We start from the raw sequence: 17,794 nt of genomic DNA, 5'->3' as shown, positions 1-17,794 counted from the left end.
GGCTAGAGCTGGCCGTCGAAGTCGGCCAGCAATTCCTGCAGCGCGGCGGCGGTCTGCTTGAGCGCGGGGGCGATGCGTTCGCGTTCGGCCTGCAGGTCGAGTTCGACATCGGCCTTGCCGCAGCTCATGGAGATCGGAATGCGCTGGCGGCCCGCCCAGATGGGCATGGCGACGCCGAAGGTGCGGCGTTGATAGCCGCCCATGACCGCGCACGTGCCGGTGGACGCCAGTTCGTCGAAGGAGGCGTGGATGGAGCGCTCCAGGGCGGCGCCTTCGTCGCCTGCGTGGCGCTTGTATTCGGCGATCAGCTGGCGTTGCTGGTCGCACGGCAGCGCCCACAGGTACGCGCGTCCTATGGACGTGGTGCTCATGGGCAATACCGAACCCACGCCCAGGCGCAGGGTCGCCACCTTGCGGCTGACCCGGTAGCCGATATAGAGCAGGTCCAGCCCGTCCTGGATGCCCAGCGCGACCGATACGTCGAGCTGGTCGGCCAGGTTCTGCAGCAGGGGTTGCGCGGCCTGCAGCATTTCGTTGGTATCGAGGTACGCATGGCCGATGCCGAGCGATCCCGCCGCGAGCTCGAATTCGCGGCGGCCGGGCACCTGGCGCAGGAAACCGACCTGAAGCAGGGTAGACGTCAGCCGGGATACGGTGGCCTTGGGCAGGCCCGTGCGCCGGACCAGTTCGGCGTTGCTCAGCGGCGTGCGGTCGGACCGGAAAGCGCGCAGCACTTTGAGGCCGCGTTCCACCGTCATCAGCGCGGCGCTTTCCGAGTCATGCTCGTCGACGGTGTCGGGCAGGGATGTCATGACGTATTCCATACACGTTGGATTTCCTCGACCATGCGCACCAGCGCCGGCCCCAGCTCGCGCGTGCTGCGGGCCCGGCCTATGCGCGTGGCGGGCCCCATGCAGCTGACGGCCAGGGGCGCCAGGCCGGGCCGGCGGATGGGCGCGGCCACCATGGTCATGGGATGGCCCGATTCGCCCAGGGCCACGCAAAAACCGTCGTTGCGAACCTGGAGTATGGCTTCGTTGGCGTGCCGGCGCATGGGGTTCCAGTCGCTTTTGGGTTCGGCGGGCGCGTGCGGCCGGGCGCGCAGCAGGTAATCGCGCTCGGCTTCGGGCAGGCAGGCCAGCAGGGCCCAGCCGGCCGCCGACGACGCCATGCCCAGGCGGGTGCCCACGCCTGGCTGCAGCAAGGCGGGCAGGGCGTCGGTGAGACAGCTGTCCATGACCACGAGGTCCAGGCGGTCGCGGCAGCTCAGCTGCACGTTGACCTGGTGGTGTTCGGCGAACACGCGCATCAGCTGGTTGGTGGGCCGGTGGATCTCGGCGTCGACCGCCGCGCCATAGCCCAGCGCCAGCACCGACGGACTGAGGCAGAACCGGCGCGTATCGGGGGCGCAATGCAGGTAGCCGAGCGTGACCAGGGTGCTGGTCATGCGGGTCACGGTGGACGCCGGCAGGCCCGTGCGGGCGACGAACTCGCTGTTGCTCAGCCATTGGTCCCGGGACGAGAACGACGCCAGGACGGACAGCGCCCTGGCAAACGGCGCGACGGTCGGGCGACGGCTCTGGGCAGCCGGTGCAGGGTCAGGGAATCGGGAAAGCATGCCGTTCGTGAAACGCACTTATCAAACTAACATTCATTAGAATAAAGCGCTGGCGCCGAAAATCGATTAGGGTTTTCCCGCCACCCGCGCACCGGCGGGCCAGCAAGGCGGGAGCGCCGGCGGTCGGCGCCTGGCGAGGAGGCAGGCTCGCCGGCCGGCGCGGGATGGATGCCACCGGTCGATGGCGACGCCGGGCGCGGCCGGGCGCCGTGGCGTCACGCGCCGGCTCGGGGGCGCTGGCGCGGGACGTCCGCGGGCTGGGCGGCTTGCGGCGCGAACTCCAGCAGCAGGTCTTTCGCCTCGATACGGTCGCCCACCGCGACGACGATGCGCGACACCACGCCGTCGCGCTCGGCGCACAGAGTGTTCTCCATTTTCATGGCCTCGATCGTCACCAGGGGCGCGCCGCGCCGCACCGCCTGCCCCGCCCGGACCGAGACCGCCGACACCATGCCGGGCATGGGAGCGCCCAATTGTCCGGCATTGCCGTCCTGCGCCTTGGGGCGCGCCTGGTCCTGCGCGCCCGCCAGGCCGGCGCGCGCGACCCGCACGGAACGCGACTGGCCATTGAGCTCGAAGAACAGGCGGTGCTCGCTGCCGCCCTTTTCTTCGGCCCGGCCCAGCAAGCGTATCAGCAGCGTCTTGCCCTGGTCGATATCGACGGCCATCTCCTCGCCCTCGGCCAGGCCGTAGAAGAAGACGGGCGTGGGGATGGCGCAGACGTCGCCATAGCTGCGCTGGTGCGCGGCATAGTCGGCGTAGACCTTGGGATACATGAGCCAGCTCGCCAGGTCGGCGTCGCTGACCGGACCGTCGGTGGCCTTTTCGGCCCGGCCGCGCTCGGCCTCCAGGTCCACGTCGGGGATATGGGCGCCGGCGCGGCCCTCGAGCGGCGCCTCGCCCTTCAGGATGCGTTGCTGCAGGGCCGGGGGAAAGCCGTCGGCGGGATAGCCCAGCTCGCCGCGCATCATCGACACCACGGATTCCGGCAGGGACAGCTCGCGTTCGGGGTCGAGCACATCGGCGGCCGTGATGCCGCCGGCGACCATGAACAAGGCCATGTCGCCGACCACCTTGGACGACGGCGTGACCTTGACGATGTCGCCGAACAGCTGGTTGGCGTCCGCGTAGCACCGGGCGATGTCGTCCCACCGGGCGTCCAACCCCATGGCGCGCGCCTGTTCGCGCAGGTTGGTGTACTGGCCGCCGGGCATCTCGTGGCGGTAGACGTCCGAGGTGCCGCTGCGCATGTCGGCTTCGAAGGGGGCGTAGTAGCGGCGCACATTCTCCCAGTAGCGCGAGAACGGCGCGATGCTTTCGTGCCGCATGCCGGTCTCGTGGCCGGTATGCTGCAGGCCGGCGATGATGGCGCCCAGGCTGGGCTGCGACGTCAGCCCGCTCATGGCGTCCATGGCGCCGTCGACGGCATCGGCGCCGGCCTCGGCGGCCGCCAGTACGCTGGCCACCGAGCCGCCGCTGGTGTCGTGGGTGTGGAAATGCAGCGGCAGGCCGACCTCTTCGCGCAGCGCCTGGACCAGCGCGCGGGCGGCCGGCGGGCGGCACACGCCGGCCATGTCCTTGATGCCGATGATGTGGGCGCCGGCCCGTTCGAGCTGGCGCGCCATGTCCACGTAGTACTTCAGCTGGTACTTGGGGCGGCTGGCGTCGAAGATATCGCTGGTGTAGCAGATCGTGCCCTCGCACAGCGCGCCGCTTTCGATGACGGCGTCCATGGCCACGCGCATGTTCTCGACCCAGTTGAGCGAGTCGAAGACGCGGAACAGGTCGATGCCTTCCCGGGCTGCCTGCTGGACGAAGTAGCGCACGACGTTGTCGGCGTAGTTGGTGTAGCCGACCGCGTTGGAGCCGCGCAGCAGCATCTGGAACAGGATGTTGGGCGCGGCCGCGCGCAGCTTGCGCAGGCGGTCCCATGGGTCTTCCTTGAGAAACCGCATCGCCACGTCGAAGGTGGCGCCGCCCCAGCATTCGAGCGAGAACAGCTCGGGCAGCAGCCGGGCGTAGTGGGGGGCGATGGCCAGCATGTCCGTCGTGCGCATGCGCGTGGCGAACAGCGATTGATGGGCGTCGCGCATGGTCGTGTCGGTCAGCAGCGTGCGCGGCTGCGTCCGCATCCACGCCGAGAACGCCGCGGGGCCGAGTTCGAGCAGCCGGTCGCGGGTGCCGGCCGGCAGGGGCGCGGCGAGATCCGCCTTGGGCAGCGCCGGGCGCGCCAGCGGCGCGGCGGGGGGCGTGCGTCCCTGCATCTCGGGGTGGCCGTTGACCACCACCTCGCCGATGAACCGCAGCAGGCGGCTGGCGCGATCCTTGCGCGGGGCGATCTCGAACAGCTCCGGCGTGGTGTCCAGGAAGCGCGTGGTGCATTTGCCCTGCGAGAACTGGGGGTGCGCGATCACGTTCTCCAGGAACGCCAGGTTGGTGGCGACCCCCCGGATGCGGAATTCCCGCAATGCACGGTCCATGCGCTGGCTGGTTTCCTCGGGCGTATGGCCGCGCGCGGTCACTTTCACCAGCAGCGAATCGTAGTAGGGCGTGATCACCGCGCCGGTATAGGCCGTGCCGGCGTCCAGCCGTATCCCCGGGCCCGCGGCGCTGCGGTAGGCGGTGATGCGCCCGTAGTCGGGCGCGAAGTCCTTGCGCGGATCCTCGGTCGTGATGCGGCATTGCAGCGCATGGCCCGACAGGCGGATGTGCTCCTGCGCGGGCAGATAGTCGTCTTCGCCTATGCGCACGCCCTCGGTCACGCGGATCTGGGCCTTGACGATGTCCAGGCCGGTCACTTCCTCGGTGACCGTGTGTTCGACCTGGATGCGCGGGTTCACCTCGATGAAATAGAAGTTCCCGGTGTCGGCGTCCATCAGGAACTCGACCGTGCCGGCATGGGTGTATCCGACCCCCCGGGTCAGGGTGAGCGCGGCCTGGAACAAGGCCTGGCGCCCGGCGTCGCCGAGATAGGGGGCGGGCGCGCGTTCGATGACTTTCTGGTTGCGCCGCTGCACCGAGCAATCGCGTTCGAACACATGCACCAGGTTGCCGTGCTGGTCGCCCAGCACCTGCACCTCGACATGGTGGGCGCGCTGGACCAGCTTCTCCAGGTACACCTCGTCGTTGCCGAAGGCCGCGCCGGCTTCGCGCCGCGCCGAGGCGATGGCGGGCAGCAGTTCGGCCTCGTCGTGGATGGCGCGCATCCCGCGGCCGCCGCCGCCCCAGCTGGCCTTGAGCATCAGCGGATAGCCGACTTCCCGCGCCAGGCGCAGGCATGCGGCGTCGTCGTGGGGCAGGGCGTCGGTGGCGGGGACCACGGGCACGCCCAGGCTGATGGCCAGGTTGCGCGCGGCGACTTTATTGCCCAGGCTGCGCAGTACCGCGGGGCTGGGGCCGATGAAGGCGATGCCGGCGTCGGCGCAGGCCTGGGCGAAGTCGGGGTTCTCCGACAGGAAACCGTAGCCGGGGTGGATCGCGTCGACGCCGGCCCGGCGGGCGATGTCGAGAATGCCGGGAATGTCCAGGTAGGCCTCGATGGGCCGCCGCCCCTGGCCGATCGGGTAGCTTTCGTCGGCCTTGAAGCGGTGCAGGGAAAAGCGGTCTTCGTTCGCATAGATGGCGACGGTGCGGATGCCCAGTTCGGCAGCGGCGCGCATCGCCCGGATCGCGATTTCGCCGCGATTCGCGACGAGGATGCTCTTGATAGCGGTAGTCATGGCCTGGTGGCTCGGGTAGCTGGTGTCGCGCGGGCTCGGGGCTTACAGCTCGCGCAGCATGTTGCGCGCGATCACGGTCTGCTGGATCTGCGTGGTGCCTTCGTAGATGCGGAACAGGCGCACGTCGCGATAGAAGCGTTCGATGGCGTATTCGCTCATGTACCCCGCGCCGCCGAAGATCTGTACGGCGCGGTCGGCCACGCGGCCGCACATCTCGGAGGCGAACATCTTGGCGCACGAGGCCTCGGTCGAGTTGGGCAGCTTGTCGTCGCGGCGGCGGGCGGCGTCCAGCACCATGCTGCGGGCCGCGTAGATCTCGGCCTTGCTGTCGGCCAGCATGGCCTGCACCAGCTGGAAGGTGCCGATGGGCTGGCCGAACTGCTTGCGTTCGGCCGCATAGCGCAGCGCCATGTCCAGCATGCGTTCGGCCACGGCCACGCACACGGCCGCGATGTGGATCCGGCCCTTTTCCAGCACCTTCATGGCCGTCTTGAACCCCTGGCCTTCCTTCAGGCCGATCAGGTTGGCGGCGGGCACGCGCACGTTCTCGAAGATGACGTCGCAGGTATGCGCGCCCTTTTGCCCCATCTTTCTGTCGCGCTTGCCGAAGCTGATGCCCGGCGTGCCCGCGTCGACGATGAAGGCCGATACCCCGGCCGCGCCCTTGTCGGCCGGGTTGGTGCGCGCCATGAGCGTGAACATGCCGGCATGCGGGGCGTTGGTGATGAAGCGCTTGGTGCCGTTGACGACGTAGGCGTCGCCGTCCTTGATGGCCGTGGTGCGCAGGGACGCCGCGTCGGAGCCCGCCTCGGGCTCGGTCAGCGCGAACGACGCCATGATTTCGCCGGTGGCCAGGCGAGGCAGGTATTTTTCCTGCTGCTCGGGCGTACCATCGAACAGAATGCCCTGCGAGCCGATGCCGACCGTGGTGCCCAGCAGCGAGCGGAACGCCGGCGAGGCGCGGCACAGCTCGAACACGACCAGCACTTCCTCTTCCATGGTGAGGTCGAGCCCGCCGAACCGCTCGGGGATGGTCAGGCCGAACAGGCCCATGGCCTTCATGTCGGCGACGATGTCTGCGGGGATTTCGTCGGTTTCCGCCACGAGTTCCTCGTTGGGAATCAGGCGTTCGCGCACGAAGCGGGAGATGGTGTCGAGCAGGCCATTGAGCGTTTCTTGGTCGCGGATCATGTCGGGTCGTGGGAAAAGGAAAGTGATGCGCCGATGCTGCGCCCGGCGCCGGCCTGGATCAAGCGCTTTGCCATGATTGTTCCGAAAGATGGAATTGGATTGGCGACCCCTGCATGGGCAAGCCCGGGGGATGTCCCTGCGAGCCTTTGCCAAGGTACGGAACAAAGTGCGGATAGTGGTTGACCGGAACCGGCGCCGCTTTCATCGTATGCGGCAGTTCCTAGCCTACCTGCCTGCCATGTCCATCGATCCTCGCCATCTGCTTGCCCGTTCTTTCCCGGTCATCGAGCATGCCTATTCGCTGCGCGATACCGCTCTCTACGCCCTGGGCCTGGGGCTGGGCGCCGATCCCATGGACGGCGGCCAGCTGCGCTATGTCTACGAAGGGCAGGATGGCAAGTCGCTGCGCGCCATGCCCACCATGGCCAACATCCTGGCCTATCCCGGGTTCTGGGCCCGCGAGAGCGATACCGGGATCACCTGGCAAAAGCTGCTGCACGCGGAGCAGGAAATCCATATCCACGCGCCGCTGCCTGCCAGCGGGCGCGTCACCGGCGCGACGCGCATTACCGGGCTGTGGGACAAAGGGCCGGGCAAAGGCGCCTTCCTGCAGCAGACGCGCGACATCACCGACGCGGCGAGCGGCCAGTTGCTGGCTTCTGTGGTGCAGCTGAGCCTGCTGCGCGGCGACGGCGGCTTCGGGGAGGGCGGCAGCGCGGGCGCGCCGCCGGCCGCCCATGCCATGCCGGAGGGCGCGCCCGACCACGTCTGCGAGCTGGCGACGCCGGCGCAGCTGGCGCTGATCTACCGCCTGAGCGCGGACCTCAATCCGTTGCATGCCGACCCGGCGGTGGCCGCCGCGGCGGGCTTCGCGCGTCCCATCCTGCATGGCATGGCCCTGATGGGGGTGGCCGCCCACGCCGTGCTGCGCACGGTGCTGGACTATGACGACACGCGCTTTCAGGGCATGCGCGTGCGGTTCACGGCGCCGGCCTGGCCCGGCGATACGCTGCGCACCGAGATGTGGGTCGATGGCAACACGGTATCGCTGCGCACCATCGCGGTCGAGCGCGATGTGGTGGTGCTGAACAACTCGCGGGTCGACCTGCGCTGAACGAACGATTTCAACAGGAGAGAAAATGGATCTGGGTCTGACTGGCAAAGTAGCCATTGTTACGGGTTCGGCACGCGGCCTGGGCGCCGCCACGGCGCGGCGCTTGGCCGAGGAAGGCGCCAAGGTCGTCATCACCGACATCAACGCCGAACTGGCGCAGGAGACGGCCCGGCGCATGCAGGACGACGGCCTGGCCGCCCATTGCATCATCGGGGATGTGACCAAGGCCGCCGACGTGCAGCGCCTGGTCGAGGAGACGGTGGCGCATTTCGGCGGCGTGCATATCCTGGTGAACAACGCCGGCGCGCCGCGCGACAAGTATCTCGTGAAGATGAGCGAGGACGACTGGGACTTCGTGATGGCGGTCATGCTCAAGGGCGCCTTCCTGGCGGCCAAGGCGGTGATGCCGCATTTCATCGAGCAGGGCTGGGGCCGCGTCATCAACATAAGCTCGCGCGCGCACCTGGGCAATCCGACCCAGGCCAATTACTCGGCCGCCAAGGCCGGCCTGATCGGCCTGGCCAAGGCGCTGTCCAAGGAAGAGGGGCGCTACGGCATTACCTGCAATTGCGTCGCGCCGGGCTTCATGGAAACCGAGATGGTCCAGGCCCTGTCGACCTACGAGACCATCAAGGAACAGGCCGTGGCGGCCCAGCCGATCAAGCGCGTGGGCAAGCCCGATGACATCGCCGACGCGGTGGCCTTCCTGGCCAGCGAGCGCGCCGGCTTCATCAGCGGCGAGGTGCTGCACGTGACGGGCGGACGCTACGGTTGATCGCGTCCTTGCCGCGCGGGCGGGGATAGAAGGTAATAATGTGTGGCGTTTTCCGGACAAGCGTCAGCACCTGGTTTTCCATCAATATGCATAGGTGTTTGAAATGAGACGAGCAGCCATAGTTTCTCCGCTGCGCACGCCCGTGGGGGCATTCGGCGGGGCATTGAAGGCGGTTCCCGTGGAAGAGCTGGGCGCCGCCGTGGCGCGCGCCATCGTGCAGCGTACGGGCCTGGACCCGGCACGCATCGACGACGTGGTGTTCGCCCAGAGCTACGCCAGCGGCGAGACGCCTTGCACCGGGCGCTGGGTGGCCCTGCAGGCGGGGTTCCCGATCGAAGTGGCCGGCATGCAGCTGGACCGCCGCTGCGGCGGCGGCGTGCAGGCCGTGGCCACGGCGGCCATGATGGTGCAGACCGGCGCGGCCGATGTGGTCATGGCCGGCGGCGTCGAGAGCATGAGCAACGTCGAGCACTACACGACCGATATGCGCTGGGGCAAGCGCGCCGGCTCGGTCACGCTGCACGACCGGCTGGACCGGGGGCGCGAGCGCTCGCAGCCCGAGAGCCGCTTTGGCCGCATCAGCGGCATGATCGAGACGGCCGAGACGCTGGCGCGCGAGTACGGCATCAGCCGCGAGCAGGCCGACCTCTTCGCCGCGCGCAGCCACCAGCGGGCGGCCGCGGCGCAGGCGGCGGGCCACTTCGATGCGGAGATCGTTCCCATCTCGGTTGCGCAACGCAAGGGCGAGCCCCTGCTGGTCGGCCAGGACGAAGGCGTGCGCGGCGAGACCAGCGCCGAGAGCCTGGGCAGGCTGCGCACCATCATGAAAGAGGGCGTGGTCACCGCCGGCAACGCCTGCCAGCAGAACGACGCCGCGGCGGCGTGCCTGATCGTCGCCGAGGACAGGCTGGAGGAGCTCGGCCTCGAACCCATGGGCTGGCTGGTCGGCTGGGCCGCGGCCGGCTGCGACCCGGCGCGCATGGGCATCGGCCCGGTGCCGGCCGTGAGCAAGGTGCTGGCGCGCACCGGCCTGGGCTTCGACCAGATGGACCTGATCGAGCTGAACGAGGCGTTCGCCTGCCAGGCGCTGGCCTGCGTCAAGGGCTGGGGAAGTTCGATGGACGCGCTGGAGGACCGGCTCAACGTCAACGGCTCGGGCATTTCGCTGGGCCACCCCGTCGGCGCGACGGGCGTGCGCATCATGACCACGCTGTTGCACGAAATGCAGCGGCGCAAGGCCCGCTACGGCCTGGAGACCATGTGCATAGGCGGTGGCCAGGGCATAGCCATGATTGTCGAGCGCGCCTGAGAAGACAAGATGATGCATACCAACGATTCCTCCCATGTCTGGCAGCCGGGCCAGCGCGAACTGCAGGATTCCGGCATCGCGCACCTGATACGCACCCTGGGCGCCGCTACGTACGACGACCTCATGCGGGTGTCGGTGGAGGAGCCCGAGCGCTACTGGAACACCGTGATGCGCGAGTGCGCGATCGCGTGGGACGAGCCGCCCACGGGCTATGTGGACCTGGCGCGCGGGCCGCAGTTTCCCAGCTGGTTTCCCGGCGGCAGGCTGAACTGGGTCAATACCATCTACGCCTGGGCCAGGAACCCGGCCACCGCGGGGCAGACCGCCGTGATCGGCGAGCGCGAGGACGGCAGCGTCGGTTCGCTGACCTACCAGGAACTCGAGACCCGCGTGCGTGAATTCGCGGCCGGCCTGGCGCGGCACGGCGCCAGGCCGGGCGACCGCATCGGCCTGCTGATGGAAAACGGCGTCGATGCCACGGTGTCCCTGCTTGCCATCGTGCACCTGGGCGCCCTGGTCGTGCCGCTGTTCAGCGGTTTCGGCGTCGATGCGATCGTGGCCCGCCTGTCGGCCGCCGAGGCGCGCATGGTGATCGCGTCCACCGGCTTCCAGCGCCGTACCAAGCGCGTGGACGTGCAGGGCGCGCTGCGCGACGCATGGCGCCAGCTGCCGTTGCTCGAGAACGTGGTCTGGAAGCGCGCCGACGGCGAAAGCGCCCAGGACCAGCGGGACCTGGACTGGCAGCAGATCGCCACGGCCGCGCAGGGCCAGGGCCAGGATCCCGTGTCGGTGACGCCCGATACGCCCTTCATGGTGATCTACACCTCGGGCACCACCGGCAAGCCCAAGGGCGTCGTGCACACGCACGGCAGCTTCCCGATCAAGATCGCGCACGATTCGCTGGTCCATTTCGACGTCCATCCCGGCGACGTGTATTGCTGGCCGGCCGACATAGGCTGGATCGCCGGAACGCTGGTGCTCGGCTGCGCATTGCTGCGCGGCGCCACGCTGGTGTGCTATGACGGCGCGCCGGACTATCCCGACTGGTCGCGCATGTCCCGGGTGGTGGAGCGCCACAAGGTGACGCACTTCGGCTCGGCGCCCACGCTGATCCGCGGCATGGCCAGCAACGAGACGCTGGCGCTGGCGGGCGATCGCGCCACGGTGCGCGTGCTGATCACGGCGGGCGAGGGTATCGCGCCCGAGCATTTCATCTGGTTCCAGCAGCGCTTCGGCGACGGCTCGGCGCCGCTGGTCAATTACACCGGAGGCACCGAGGTGTCGGGCGCGCTGCTCTCGAGCGTGCCGATCCGCCCGATCCCGCCCAGCGGCTTCAATACCATTTCGCCGGGCGTGGCCGTCGACGTCGTCGATCCCGACGGCCACAGCGTGACCGGCGAGGTCGGCGAGCTGGCGGTGCGCGCGCCTTTCGTGGGCATGACCCAGTCGTTCTGGCACGACGACGCGCGCTATCTCGAAACCTACTGGCAGGCCATCCCCGGCATCTGGGTGCATGGCGACCTGGCCCTGCGCACCCCCGAAGGCTATTTCTTCATGATGGGGCGCTCGGACGACACGCTGAAAGTCGCGGGCAAGCGCCTGGGTCCGGCCGAGGTGGAGGAGGTCGTCCTGGAACTGCATGACGTGGCCGAGGCGGCCGCCATCGGGGTGGCCGACGCCGCCAAGGGCCAGAAGCTGGTGGTCTTCGTCGTGCCCAGGCCCGGCGTCAGCGTCCCGGACGACGCGCTGCAGGCCGCCGTGATCGGCCACGTGGACAAGCGCCTGGGCCGTCCGTTCCGGCCCGGCCGGGTGCACGTGGTGAGCCAGTTGCCCAAGACGCGCAGTTCCAAGATCATGCGGCGCGTCATCCGCAGCGTGTACTGCGGACAGCCGCCGGGCGATCTTTCTTCGTTGGACAACCCGGCCGCGCTCGACGAAGTGCGTGCGGCCGCGGCCTGACGCCGCGCTGGCGATGAGCTCCGGTCCCCCCGCCGCCCGCAAGCCCGGCGTTGTGCAGCCCGCGCTGCTCAACATGTCCGCCTGGCTGCGGCCCGAGCCGGGCCTGACGGTGGTGACGCCGCTGGTCCGCGCGCTGGTGCTGATCTCGGCGTTCTCGCCGCAGGAGCGTTGGCTGGGCAATGGCCAGCTCGCGCAGCGCACGGGATTGCCGCCCTCCACGGTGTCGCGTATCGCCCAGTCGCTGGTGCATCTGGGCTACCTGCTGCATGACGAGGCCGAGCGCAAGTACCGGCTCGCGCCGGCGGTGCTGGGCCTGGGCTATGCCGCCATTGCGCACTCGGCCATCCAGGGCCTGGCCGGCGAGCGCATGGCGGCCTTCGCGCGGCAGCACAAGGTCCATGTGTGCCTGGCCGCGCGCGACCGGCTGGACCTGGTCGTGCTCGAGTGCCGGCGCAGCCTGGAGTGTCCGGTGGCGCTGCCGCTGCACGTGGGCATGCGGGTCGGCATCGCGCAGTCTCCGATGGGCTGGTCGATGCTGGCTGCCCTGCCCGAGCTGGAGCGCTGCTATCTGCTGGACAACGTGGAGCGGCGCATGGCGCGCGACTGGAGCCGCCTGCGGCGGCGCGTCTGGGAAGGCATGGCGCAGGTCGGCGAAACCGGGTATTGCACGTCCATCGGCGAATGGGACCCCGAACTGGGGGCCCTGGCCACGCCGGTGCTGCTCGAAGGGAGCTCCCCATTCGTACTGGCTTGCATCGGCACGAGCCAGACCATGACCCGGGCGCGCGTGGCGCGCGAACTCGGGCCGCGCCTGCTCGCGATGCGGGAAGCCCTGCAAACCGAATTCAACGTCATCGGGCATTGAGCCCTGTGCGGCGCGCACGCGCCGGACTCACGGAAAACGAGAAACAGTTCATGAAGGTACTCGAAGGCATCAAGGTGCTTGATTTTGGCCGCTTCATCGCCGGCCCCTATTGCGCGGCCCTGCTGGCCGACTATGGCGCCGACGTCATCAGGATAGACCGCGTCGAGGGCGGCGAGGACCGCTACATCGTGCCCGTCACCGAAGGCGGCGAGGGCGCCATGTTCCTGCAGCTCAACCGCAACAAGCGCTCGATGACGCTGGACCTGGACAGCCCGCAGGGACGCGAGATCGTGCGCAAGCTGGTGGCCGGCGCCGATGTGGTCATCGCCAACATGCCGCCGCGCACGCTGAAAAGCCTGGGGCTGGACTATGCAACGCTCAGCGGCGTCAACCCGGGGATCATCCTGGTGGCTTCCAACGCGTTCGGCGACGCCGAGGCGGTGCGCGACCGGGTGGGCTTCGACGGCGTGGGGCAGGCGCTGAGCGGGGCCGTGTACATGGCCGGCACGCCGGATCAGCCGCAGAAGGCCATGGTGCCGGTGGTGGACTTCGCCACCTCGTTCGCCTGCGCGCTGGGCACCATGCTGGCCCTGTACGAGCGCAAGCGCAGCGGCAAGGGCCAGGAAGTCAGCGCATCGCTGCTGTGCACGGGCCTGAACATGGCCAGCGGCGCGCTGATCGAGGAGGCCCTGCTGGGCCTGGACCGCCAGGCCACGCTCAACCGGGCCTCCGGCTATGCGCCATCCGATATCTTCAAGGCCCGCGACGGCTGGTTCATTACCCAGGTCATCGGCCAGGCCATGTTCAAGCGCTGGACACGGCTGGTGGAGCGCCCCGAATTGTTCGAGGACGCGCGGTTCGCCGACGACAGGCTGCGCGGCGAGCATGGCGAGGTGCTGAGCGCCATCATGAGCGACTGGTGCGGGGACAAGACCCTGGACGAGGCGCTCGCGCAGCTGGAGAAGGCGCGCATTCCGGCCGGGCGGGTCAATTCGCCGCGCCAGGCGCTGGAGGACGAGACGGTCAGGGCGGCCAACCTCATCCAGTGGATGGACTACCCCGGCGCGCCCGGGAAGGTGCCCATTTTCAGCACCCCGGTTTCGCTGTCGCGCACGCCGCCCGAGATCCATCGGCGCGCGCCGCTCAACGGCGAGCATACCGAGGCGATACTGGCCGAGCTGGGCGTCGACGCGCGCGCCATCGCCGATCTGCGGCAGCGGCGGGTCATATAGCCGCCACGGGCATCGCGATGCGCCTAACCCAGCCAGCGGGCGTCCGGCCAGCGCCGTTCATCGAGCGTGGCCTTGACGCAATCGATCAGCACGCCGACCACGCAGCGCACCGGCGCGGTGGCCTGCCGGCTGCTGGCCGCGCCGAGCACGATGGTCCGCTTCAGCCCGCCGCCGGCCAGCGGCGCCGCGCTGAGCCTGCCGCTTTCCACGTCGGGCGCGACGCTGGCCGCGGGCAGTATGCTCCAGCCATGGCCCTGCGTCACCAGGTCCTTCTGGACGCTCAGCGCGTTGGTTTCGGCAAAGATCTGCAGCGTCACGCCGGCCTCGGCGGCCGCGTGCTCGATCACGGCGCGCAGCCCCTGGGGGGCGGCGGGCAGGATGAAGGGGTGGCGGCTGATGCGTTCGAGCGATTGCGCGCGCGTGCGCGTCAGCCTGGCCGATGGCGGCGCCACGACCCAGAGGTTTTCCTCCAGCAGCGCCTTGACGTGCAGGGCCGGGATGTCTTTTTTTCCATACAGCAGGGCCGCGTCCAGGTCGCCGGCCTCCAGCCATTCCCGCAAGTGGCCCGCGTAGCCTATCGTCAGCCGCAGGCGGATCTGCGGATAGCGCTGCGCCACTTCGGCGGCGATCCGCGTGGCAAGCAGGTCCGATGTGCTGGCCAGCAGGCCGATGCTGACGATGCCGGCCACCGGCCCCTCGGTGGGCTGGATCTCGGCCTTGGCGCGCGCCACCTCGCCGAGGATGCGGCGCGCGTATTCCAGCATGGTCTTGCCGTTGGGCGTCAGCCGCATGCCGTGGCGGCCGCGGTCGAACAGCTCGGTTCCCAGGTCCTGTTCCAGCAGGCGCAACTGGCGCGAGACGGCGGGTTGCACCAGGTTGAGCAGGCCGGAGGCGCGGGTGACGTTGCCGGTTTCCGCCACGGTGACGAACGCGCGCAATTGCTTGATGTCCATGGCCTTCCAATGCAAAAAATTGATGCTTCGATCAGGAAATTCTATTTTTTTTAAGATCGATCAAATAATACTATTGTTATTGCAAATCTCACTATTCTCTGGAGACACCTACCGTGAGCGCACTTTCTGCCCCCGACCAGTATCAGGAAATCCGCGATGCGGTGCGTAGCCTGTGCAAGCAGTTTCCTCCCGAGTACCACCGGCAGGTCGACGAGAAGCGCGGCTATCCCGAGGAGTTCGTCAATGCCCTGACCAGGGCCGGTTGGCTGGCCGCGCTGATTCCCCAGGAATACGACGGCCCGGGGCTTTCGATGGCCGAGGCCTCGGTCATCATGGAGGAGATCAACCGCAGCGGCGGCAACTCGGGCGCCTGCCATGGCCAGATGTACGTGATGAACACCATCGTGTTCAGCGGCACCGAGGAGCAGAAGCGCAAATACCTGCCCAGGATCGCCTCGGGCGAGCTGCGCGTGCAGTCCATGGGGGTGACCGAGCCGACCACCGGCAGCGACACCACCAAGCTGAAGACCACCGCCGTGAAGAAGGACGGCCGGTGGGTGATCAACGGCCAGAAGGTCTGGATCAGCCGCGTGCAGCATAGCGATCTGCTGATCCTGCTGGCGCGCACCACGCCCGTGGAGCAGGTGCAGAAGCGCAGCGACGGCCTGTCGTGCTTCATCGTCGAGCTGGACAAGGCCATCGGCAACGGCCTGACCGTGCGTCCCATCCTCAACATGGTCAACCACGAGACCAACGAGCTGTTCTTCGACAACCTCGAGCTGCCCGAGGACGCCTTGCTGGGCGCCGAGGGCAAGGGCCTGAAGGTGATTTTCGAAGGCCTGAACGCCGAACGCACGCTGATTGCCGCCGAGTGCATCGGCGACGGTTACTGGTTCCTGGAGAAGGCGCGCGACTATGCCAACGAGCGCAAGGTATTCGGCCGGCCGATCGGCCAGAACCAGGGCATCCAGTTTCCCCTGGCCGAATGCTTCATCGAGCTGGAAGCCGCCAACCTGATGCGCTGGCAGGCGTGCAGCAAGATCGACGCGCGCCAGAACGCCGGGGTGGAGGCGAACATGGCCAAGTACCTGGCGGCCAAGGCCAGCTGGGAAGCGGCCAATGCCTGCCTGCAGACGCATGGCGGCTTCGGCTTCGCCTGCGAATACGACGTGGAGCGGAAATTCCGCGAGACCCGTCTCTACCAGGTGGCGCCGATTTCCACCAACATGATCCTGGGGTATGTGGCCGAGCATGTGCTGCAGCTGCCCCGTTCCTACTGATTCCGAAGGATGGCCCTTATGAAGATTCTCGTTCCCGTCAAGCGCGTGGTGGACTACAACGTGAAGGTCCGCGTGAAGTCGGACAACACGGGCGTGGACATCGCCAACGTCAAGATGAGCATGAACCCCTTCGACGAAATCGCCGTCGAGGAAGCCGTGCGGCTGAAGGAAAAGGGCGCGGCCAGCGAGGTGATCGCGGTGTCGTGCGGGGTGGCGCAGTGCCAGGAAACCTTGCGCACGGCCCTGGCCATCGGCGCCGACCGGGCCATCCTGGTCGAGACGGCGGCCGAGCTGCAGCCGCTGGCGGTGGCCAAGCTGCTCAAGGCCCTGGTGGATCGGGAACAGCCCGGCCTGGTCATCCTGGGCAAGCAGGCGATCGACGACGACGCCAACCAGACGGGCCAGATGCTGGCCGCCCTGGCCGATCTGCCGCAGGCGACCTTCGCGTCCAAGGTCGAGCTCGCCGGCGACAAGGTCAGCGTGACGCGCGAGGTCGACGGCGGGCTGGAAACCCTGTCGCTGGACACGCCGGCCGTCATCACCACCGATCTGCGCCTGAACGAGCCGCGCTATGTCACCTTGCCCAACATCATGAAGGCCAAGAAGAAGCCGCTCGACACGATCAAGCCGGAGGACCTGGGTGTGGACGTCGCGCCGCGCCTGAAGACGCTCAAGGTGTCCGAGCCGCCGCAGCGCGCCGCCGGCGTGAAGGTGCCCGATGTCGCCGCCCTGGTGGAAAAGCTGAAGAACGAAGCAAAAGTGATCCAAGGATAGGTGACAGAAATGACCGTACTCGTTATTGCAGAACACGACCACGCTTCGATCAAGCCGGCCACCCTGAATACCGTCACGGCCGCCCTGGCGTGCGGCGCCGATGTGCACGTGCTGGTGGCCGGCGACAACGCCGCCGGCGCGGCGCAGGCCGCGGCGCAGATCGCTGGGGTGGCCAAGGTCGTCCATGCCGATGGCGCGAGCCTCAAGGACGGGCTGGCCGAGAGCCTGGCCGCCCAGGTGCTGGCCGCACAGGCGGACGGCAACTACAGCCACATCCTGTTTCCCGCCACCGCCAGCGGCAAGAACGTGGCGCCGCGCGTGGCGGCCCGCCTGGACGTGGCCCAGATCAGCGACATCACCAAGGTTGTCGGCGCCGATACGTTCGAGCGCCCCATTTACGCGGGCAATGCCATCGCCACCGTGCAAAGCGCCGATGCCGTCAAGGTCGTGACGGTGCGCACCACCGGTTTCGACGCCGCGGCGCCGACCGGCGGCTCGGCCGCCGTGGAGACGGCGGCGGCGGTTCCCGATGGGGGCAAGAGCCGCTTCGTGGGCCGCGAAGTCACCAAGAGCGACCGTCCCGAACTGACGGCCGCCAAGATCATCGTCTCGGGCGGCCGGGCGCTGGGTTCGGCCGAGAAGTTCGCCGACGTGATCACCCCGCTGGCCGACAAGCTGGGCGCGGCGATCGGCGCGAGCCGCGCGGCCGTGGACGCCGGCTATGCGGCCAACGACCTGCAGGTCGGCCAGACCGGCAAGATCGTGGCGCCGCAGCTGTATATCGCGGTGGGCATTTCCGGGGCCATCCAGCACCTGGCGGGCATGAAGGACTCCAAGGTCATCGTGGCGATCAACAAGGATGCCGAGGCCCCCATCTTCGCGGTGGCGGACTACGGCCTGGAGGCGGACCTGTTCCAGGCGGTTCCGGAGCTGATCGGCGCCCTCTGAGGCGCGACGGTCGCAATCGCCGGTCGCGCGCATGCGCGGCCGGTTTTTTTTGAGCGA

General features: G+C 68.5%; 14 protein-coding genes. 9 read left to right on the top strand and 5 right to left on the bottom strand.

The genetic code is table 11. The annotated features are described in order from the left end of the window. Positions 1 to 2: 2 nt before the first annotated feature. From EL288_RS21175 to EL288_RS21160, 4 genes are all read right to left on the bottom strand, one after another. Complete coding sequence (locus tag EL288_RS21175; protein WP_003807987.1) at positions 3 to 812, bottom strand: IclR family transcriptional regulator; 810 nt, start codon at positions 810 to 812, stop codon at positions 3 to 5. After that, a complete protein-coding gene (locus EL288_RS21170; RefSeq protein WP_003807988.1) occupies positions 809 to 1,618 on the bottom strand; it encodes an IclR family transcriptional regulator in 810 nt (269 codons plus the stop codon). The genes EL288_RS21175 and EL288_RS21170 overlap by 4 nt, the downstream gene beginning before the upstream one ends. A gap of 215 nt (positions 1,619 to 1,833) precedes the next feature. Then, positions 1,834 to 5,337, bottom strand: a complete 3,504-nt coding sequence (locus tag EL288_RS21165) for a pyruvate carboxylase (RefSeq protein ID WP_033452578.1) — start codon at positions 5,335 to 5,337, stop codon at positions 1,834 to 1,836. 42 nt (positions 5,338 to 5,379) lie between these two features. Next, positions 5,380 to 6,528, bottom strand: a complete 1,149-nt coding sequence (locus tag EL288_RS21160) for an acyl-CoA dehydrogenase family protein (RefSeq protein ID WP_003807990.1) — start codon at positions 6,526 to 6,528, stop codon at positions 5,380 to 5,382. An 88-nt stretch (positions 6,529 to 6,616) separates the two neighbouring features. On the opposite strand from EL288_RS21160, the gene EL288_RS21155 reads away from it, so the two are divergent. The 6 genes from EL288_RS21155 (at position 6,617) to EL288_RS21130 (ending at position 13,782) form a co-directional block, all read left to right on the top strand. Further along, positions 6,617 to 7,642 (top strand): MaoC/PaaZ C-terminal domain-containing protein, encoded by a 1,026-nt coding sequence (locus EL288_RS21155; protein ID WP_003807991.1) that lies wholly within the window; start codon positions 6,617 to 6,619, stop codon positions 7,640 to 7,642. Positions 7,643 to 7,667: 25 nt separating this feature from the next. Next, entirely contained in the window at positions 7,668 to 8,417 is a 750-nt protein-coding gene (locus tag EL288_RS21150) for an SDR family NAD(P)-dependent oxidoreductase (protein ID WP_003807992.1), read from the top strand. Between the two features lie 103 nt (positions 8,418 to 8,520). Next, the gene (locus tag EL288_RS21145) at positions 8,521 to 9,726 is read left to right on the top strand and encodes an acetyl-CoA C-acetyltransferase (protein ID WP_003807993.1); all 1,206 of its coding nucleotides are present in this window, start codon (positions 8,521 to 8,523) and stop codon (positions 9,724 to 9,726) included. 9 nt (positions 9,727 to 9,735) lie between these two features. Beyond that, complete coding sequence (locus EL288_RS21140) at positions 9,736 to 11,685, top strand: AMP-binding protein (protein ID WP_050486096.1); 1,950 nt, start codon at positions 9,736 to 9,738, stop codon at positions 11,683 to 11,685. 13 nt (positions 11,686 to 11,698) lie between these two features. Further along, on the top strand, positions 11,699 to 12,550 hold the full coding sequence (locus EL288_RS21135; protein ID WP_003807995.1) for an IclR family transcriptional regulator: 852 nt from the start codon (positions 11,699 to 11,701) through the stop codon (positions 12,548 to 12,550). A 50-nt stretch (positions 12,551 to 12,600) separates the two neighbouring features. Further along, positions 12,601 to 13,782, top strand: a complete 1,182-nt coding sequence (locus tag EL288_RS21130) for a CaiB/BaiF CoA transferase family protein (protein ID WP_003807996.1) — start codon at positions 12,601 to 12,603, stop codon at positions 13,780 to 13,782. A gap of 23 nt (positions 13,783 to 13,805) precedes the next feature. Here EL288_RS21130 and EL288_RS21125 read toward each other — a convergent pair whose 3' ends face one another. Further along, complete coding sequence (locus EL288_RS21125) at positions 13,806 to 14,735, bottom strand: LysR family transcriptional regulator (RefSeq protein WP_003807997.1); 930 nt, start codon at positions 14,733 to 14,735, stop codon at positions 13,806 to 13,808. A gap of 113 nt (positions 14,736 to 14,848) precedes the next feature. Here EL288_RS21125 and EL288_RS21120 point away from each other — a divergent pair, with 113 nt between their 5' ends. From EL288_RS21120 to EL288_RS21110, 3 genes are read left to right on the top strand one after another with little or no spacing between them, the layout of a single operon-like run. Next, positions 14,849 to 16,015 carry an acyl-CoA dehydrogenase family protein gene (locus EL288_RS21120; RefSeq protein ID WP_033452573.1) on the top strand — a complete coding sequence of 389 codons (1,167 nt, stop codon included), beginning with the start codon at positions 14,849 to 14,851 and terminating at the stop codon, positions 16,013 to 16,015. 18 nt (positions 16,016 to 16,033) lie between these two features. After that, positions 16,034 to 16,789 (top strand): electron transfer flavoprotein subunit beta/FixA family protein, encoded by a 756-nt coding sequence (locus EL288_RS21115; RefSeq protein ID WP_003807999.1) that lies wholly within the window; start codon positions 16,034 to 16,036, stop codon positions 16,787 to 16,789. Positions 16,790 to 16,798: 9 nt separating this feature from the next. Continuing rightward, positions 16,799 to 17,737: an electron transfer flavoprotein subunit alpha/FixB family protein gene (locus EL288_RS21110; protein WP_033458376.1), complete on the top strand. Its 939-nt coding sequence runs from the start codon at positions 16,799 to 16,801 to the stop codon at positions 17,735 to 17,737. The last annotated feature ends 57 nt before the right edge of the window (positions 17,738 to 17,794 follow it).

Source organism: Bordetella bronchiseptica (assembly GCF_900636925.1).
Classification (GTDB): Bacteria; Pseudomonadota; Gammaproteobacteria; order Burkholderiales; family Burkholderiaceae_B; genus Bordetella; species Bordetella pertussis.
Note: the sequence above shows the minus strand (reverse complement) of the source record. Positions and strands in the feature narration are given on the sequence as shown.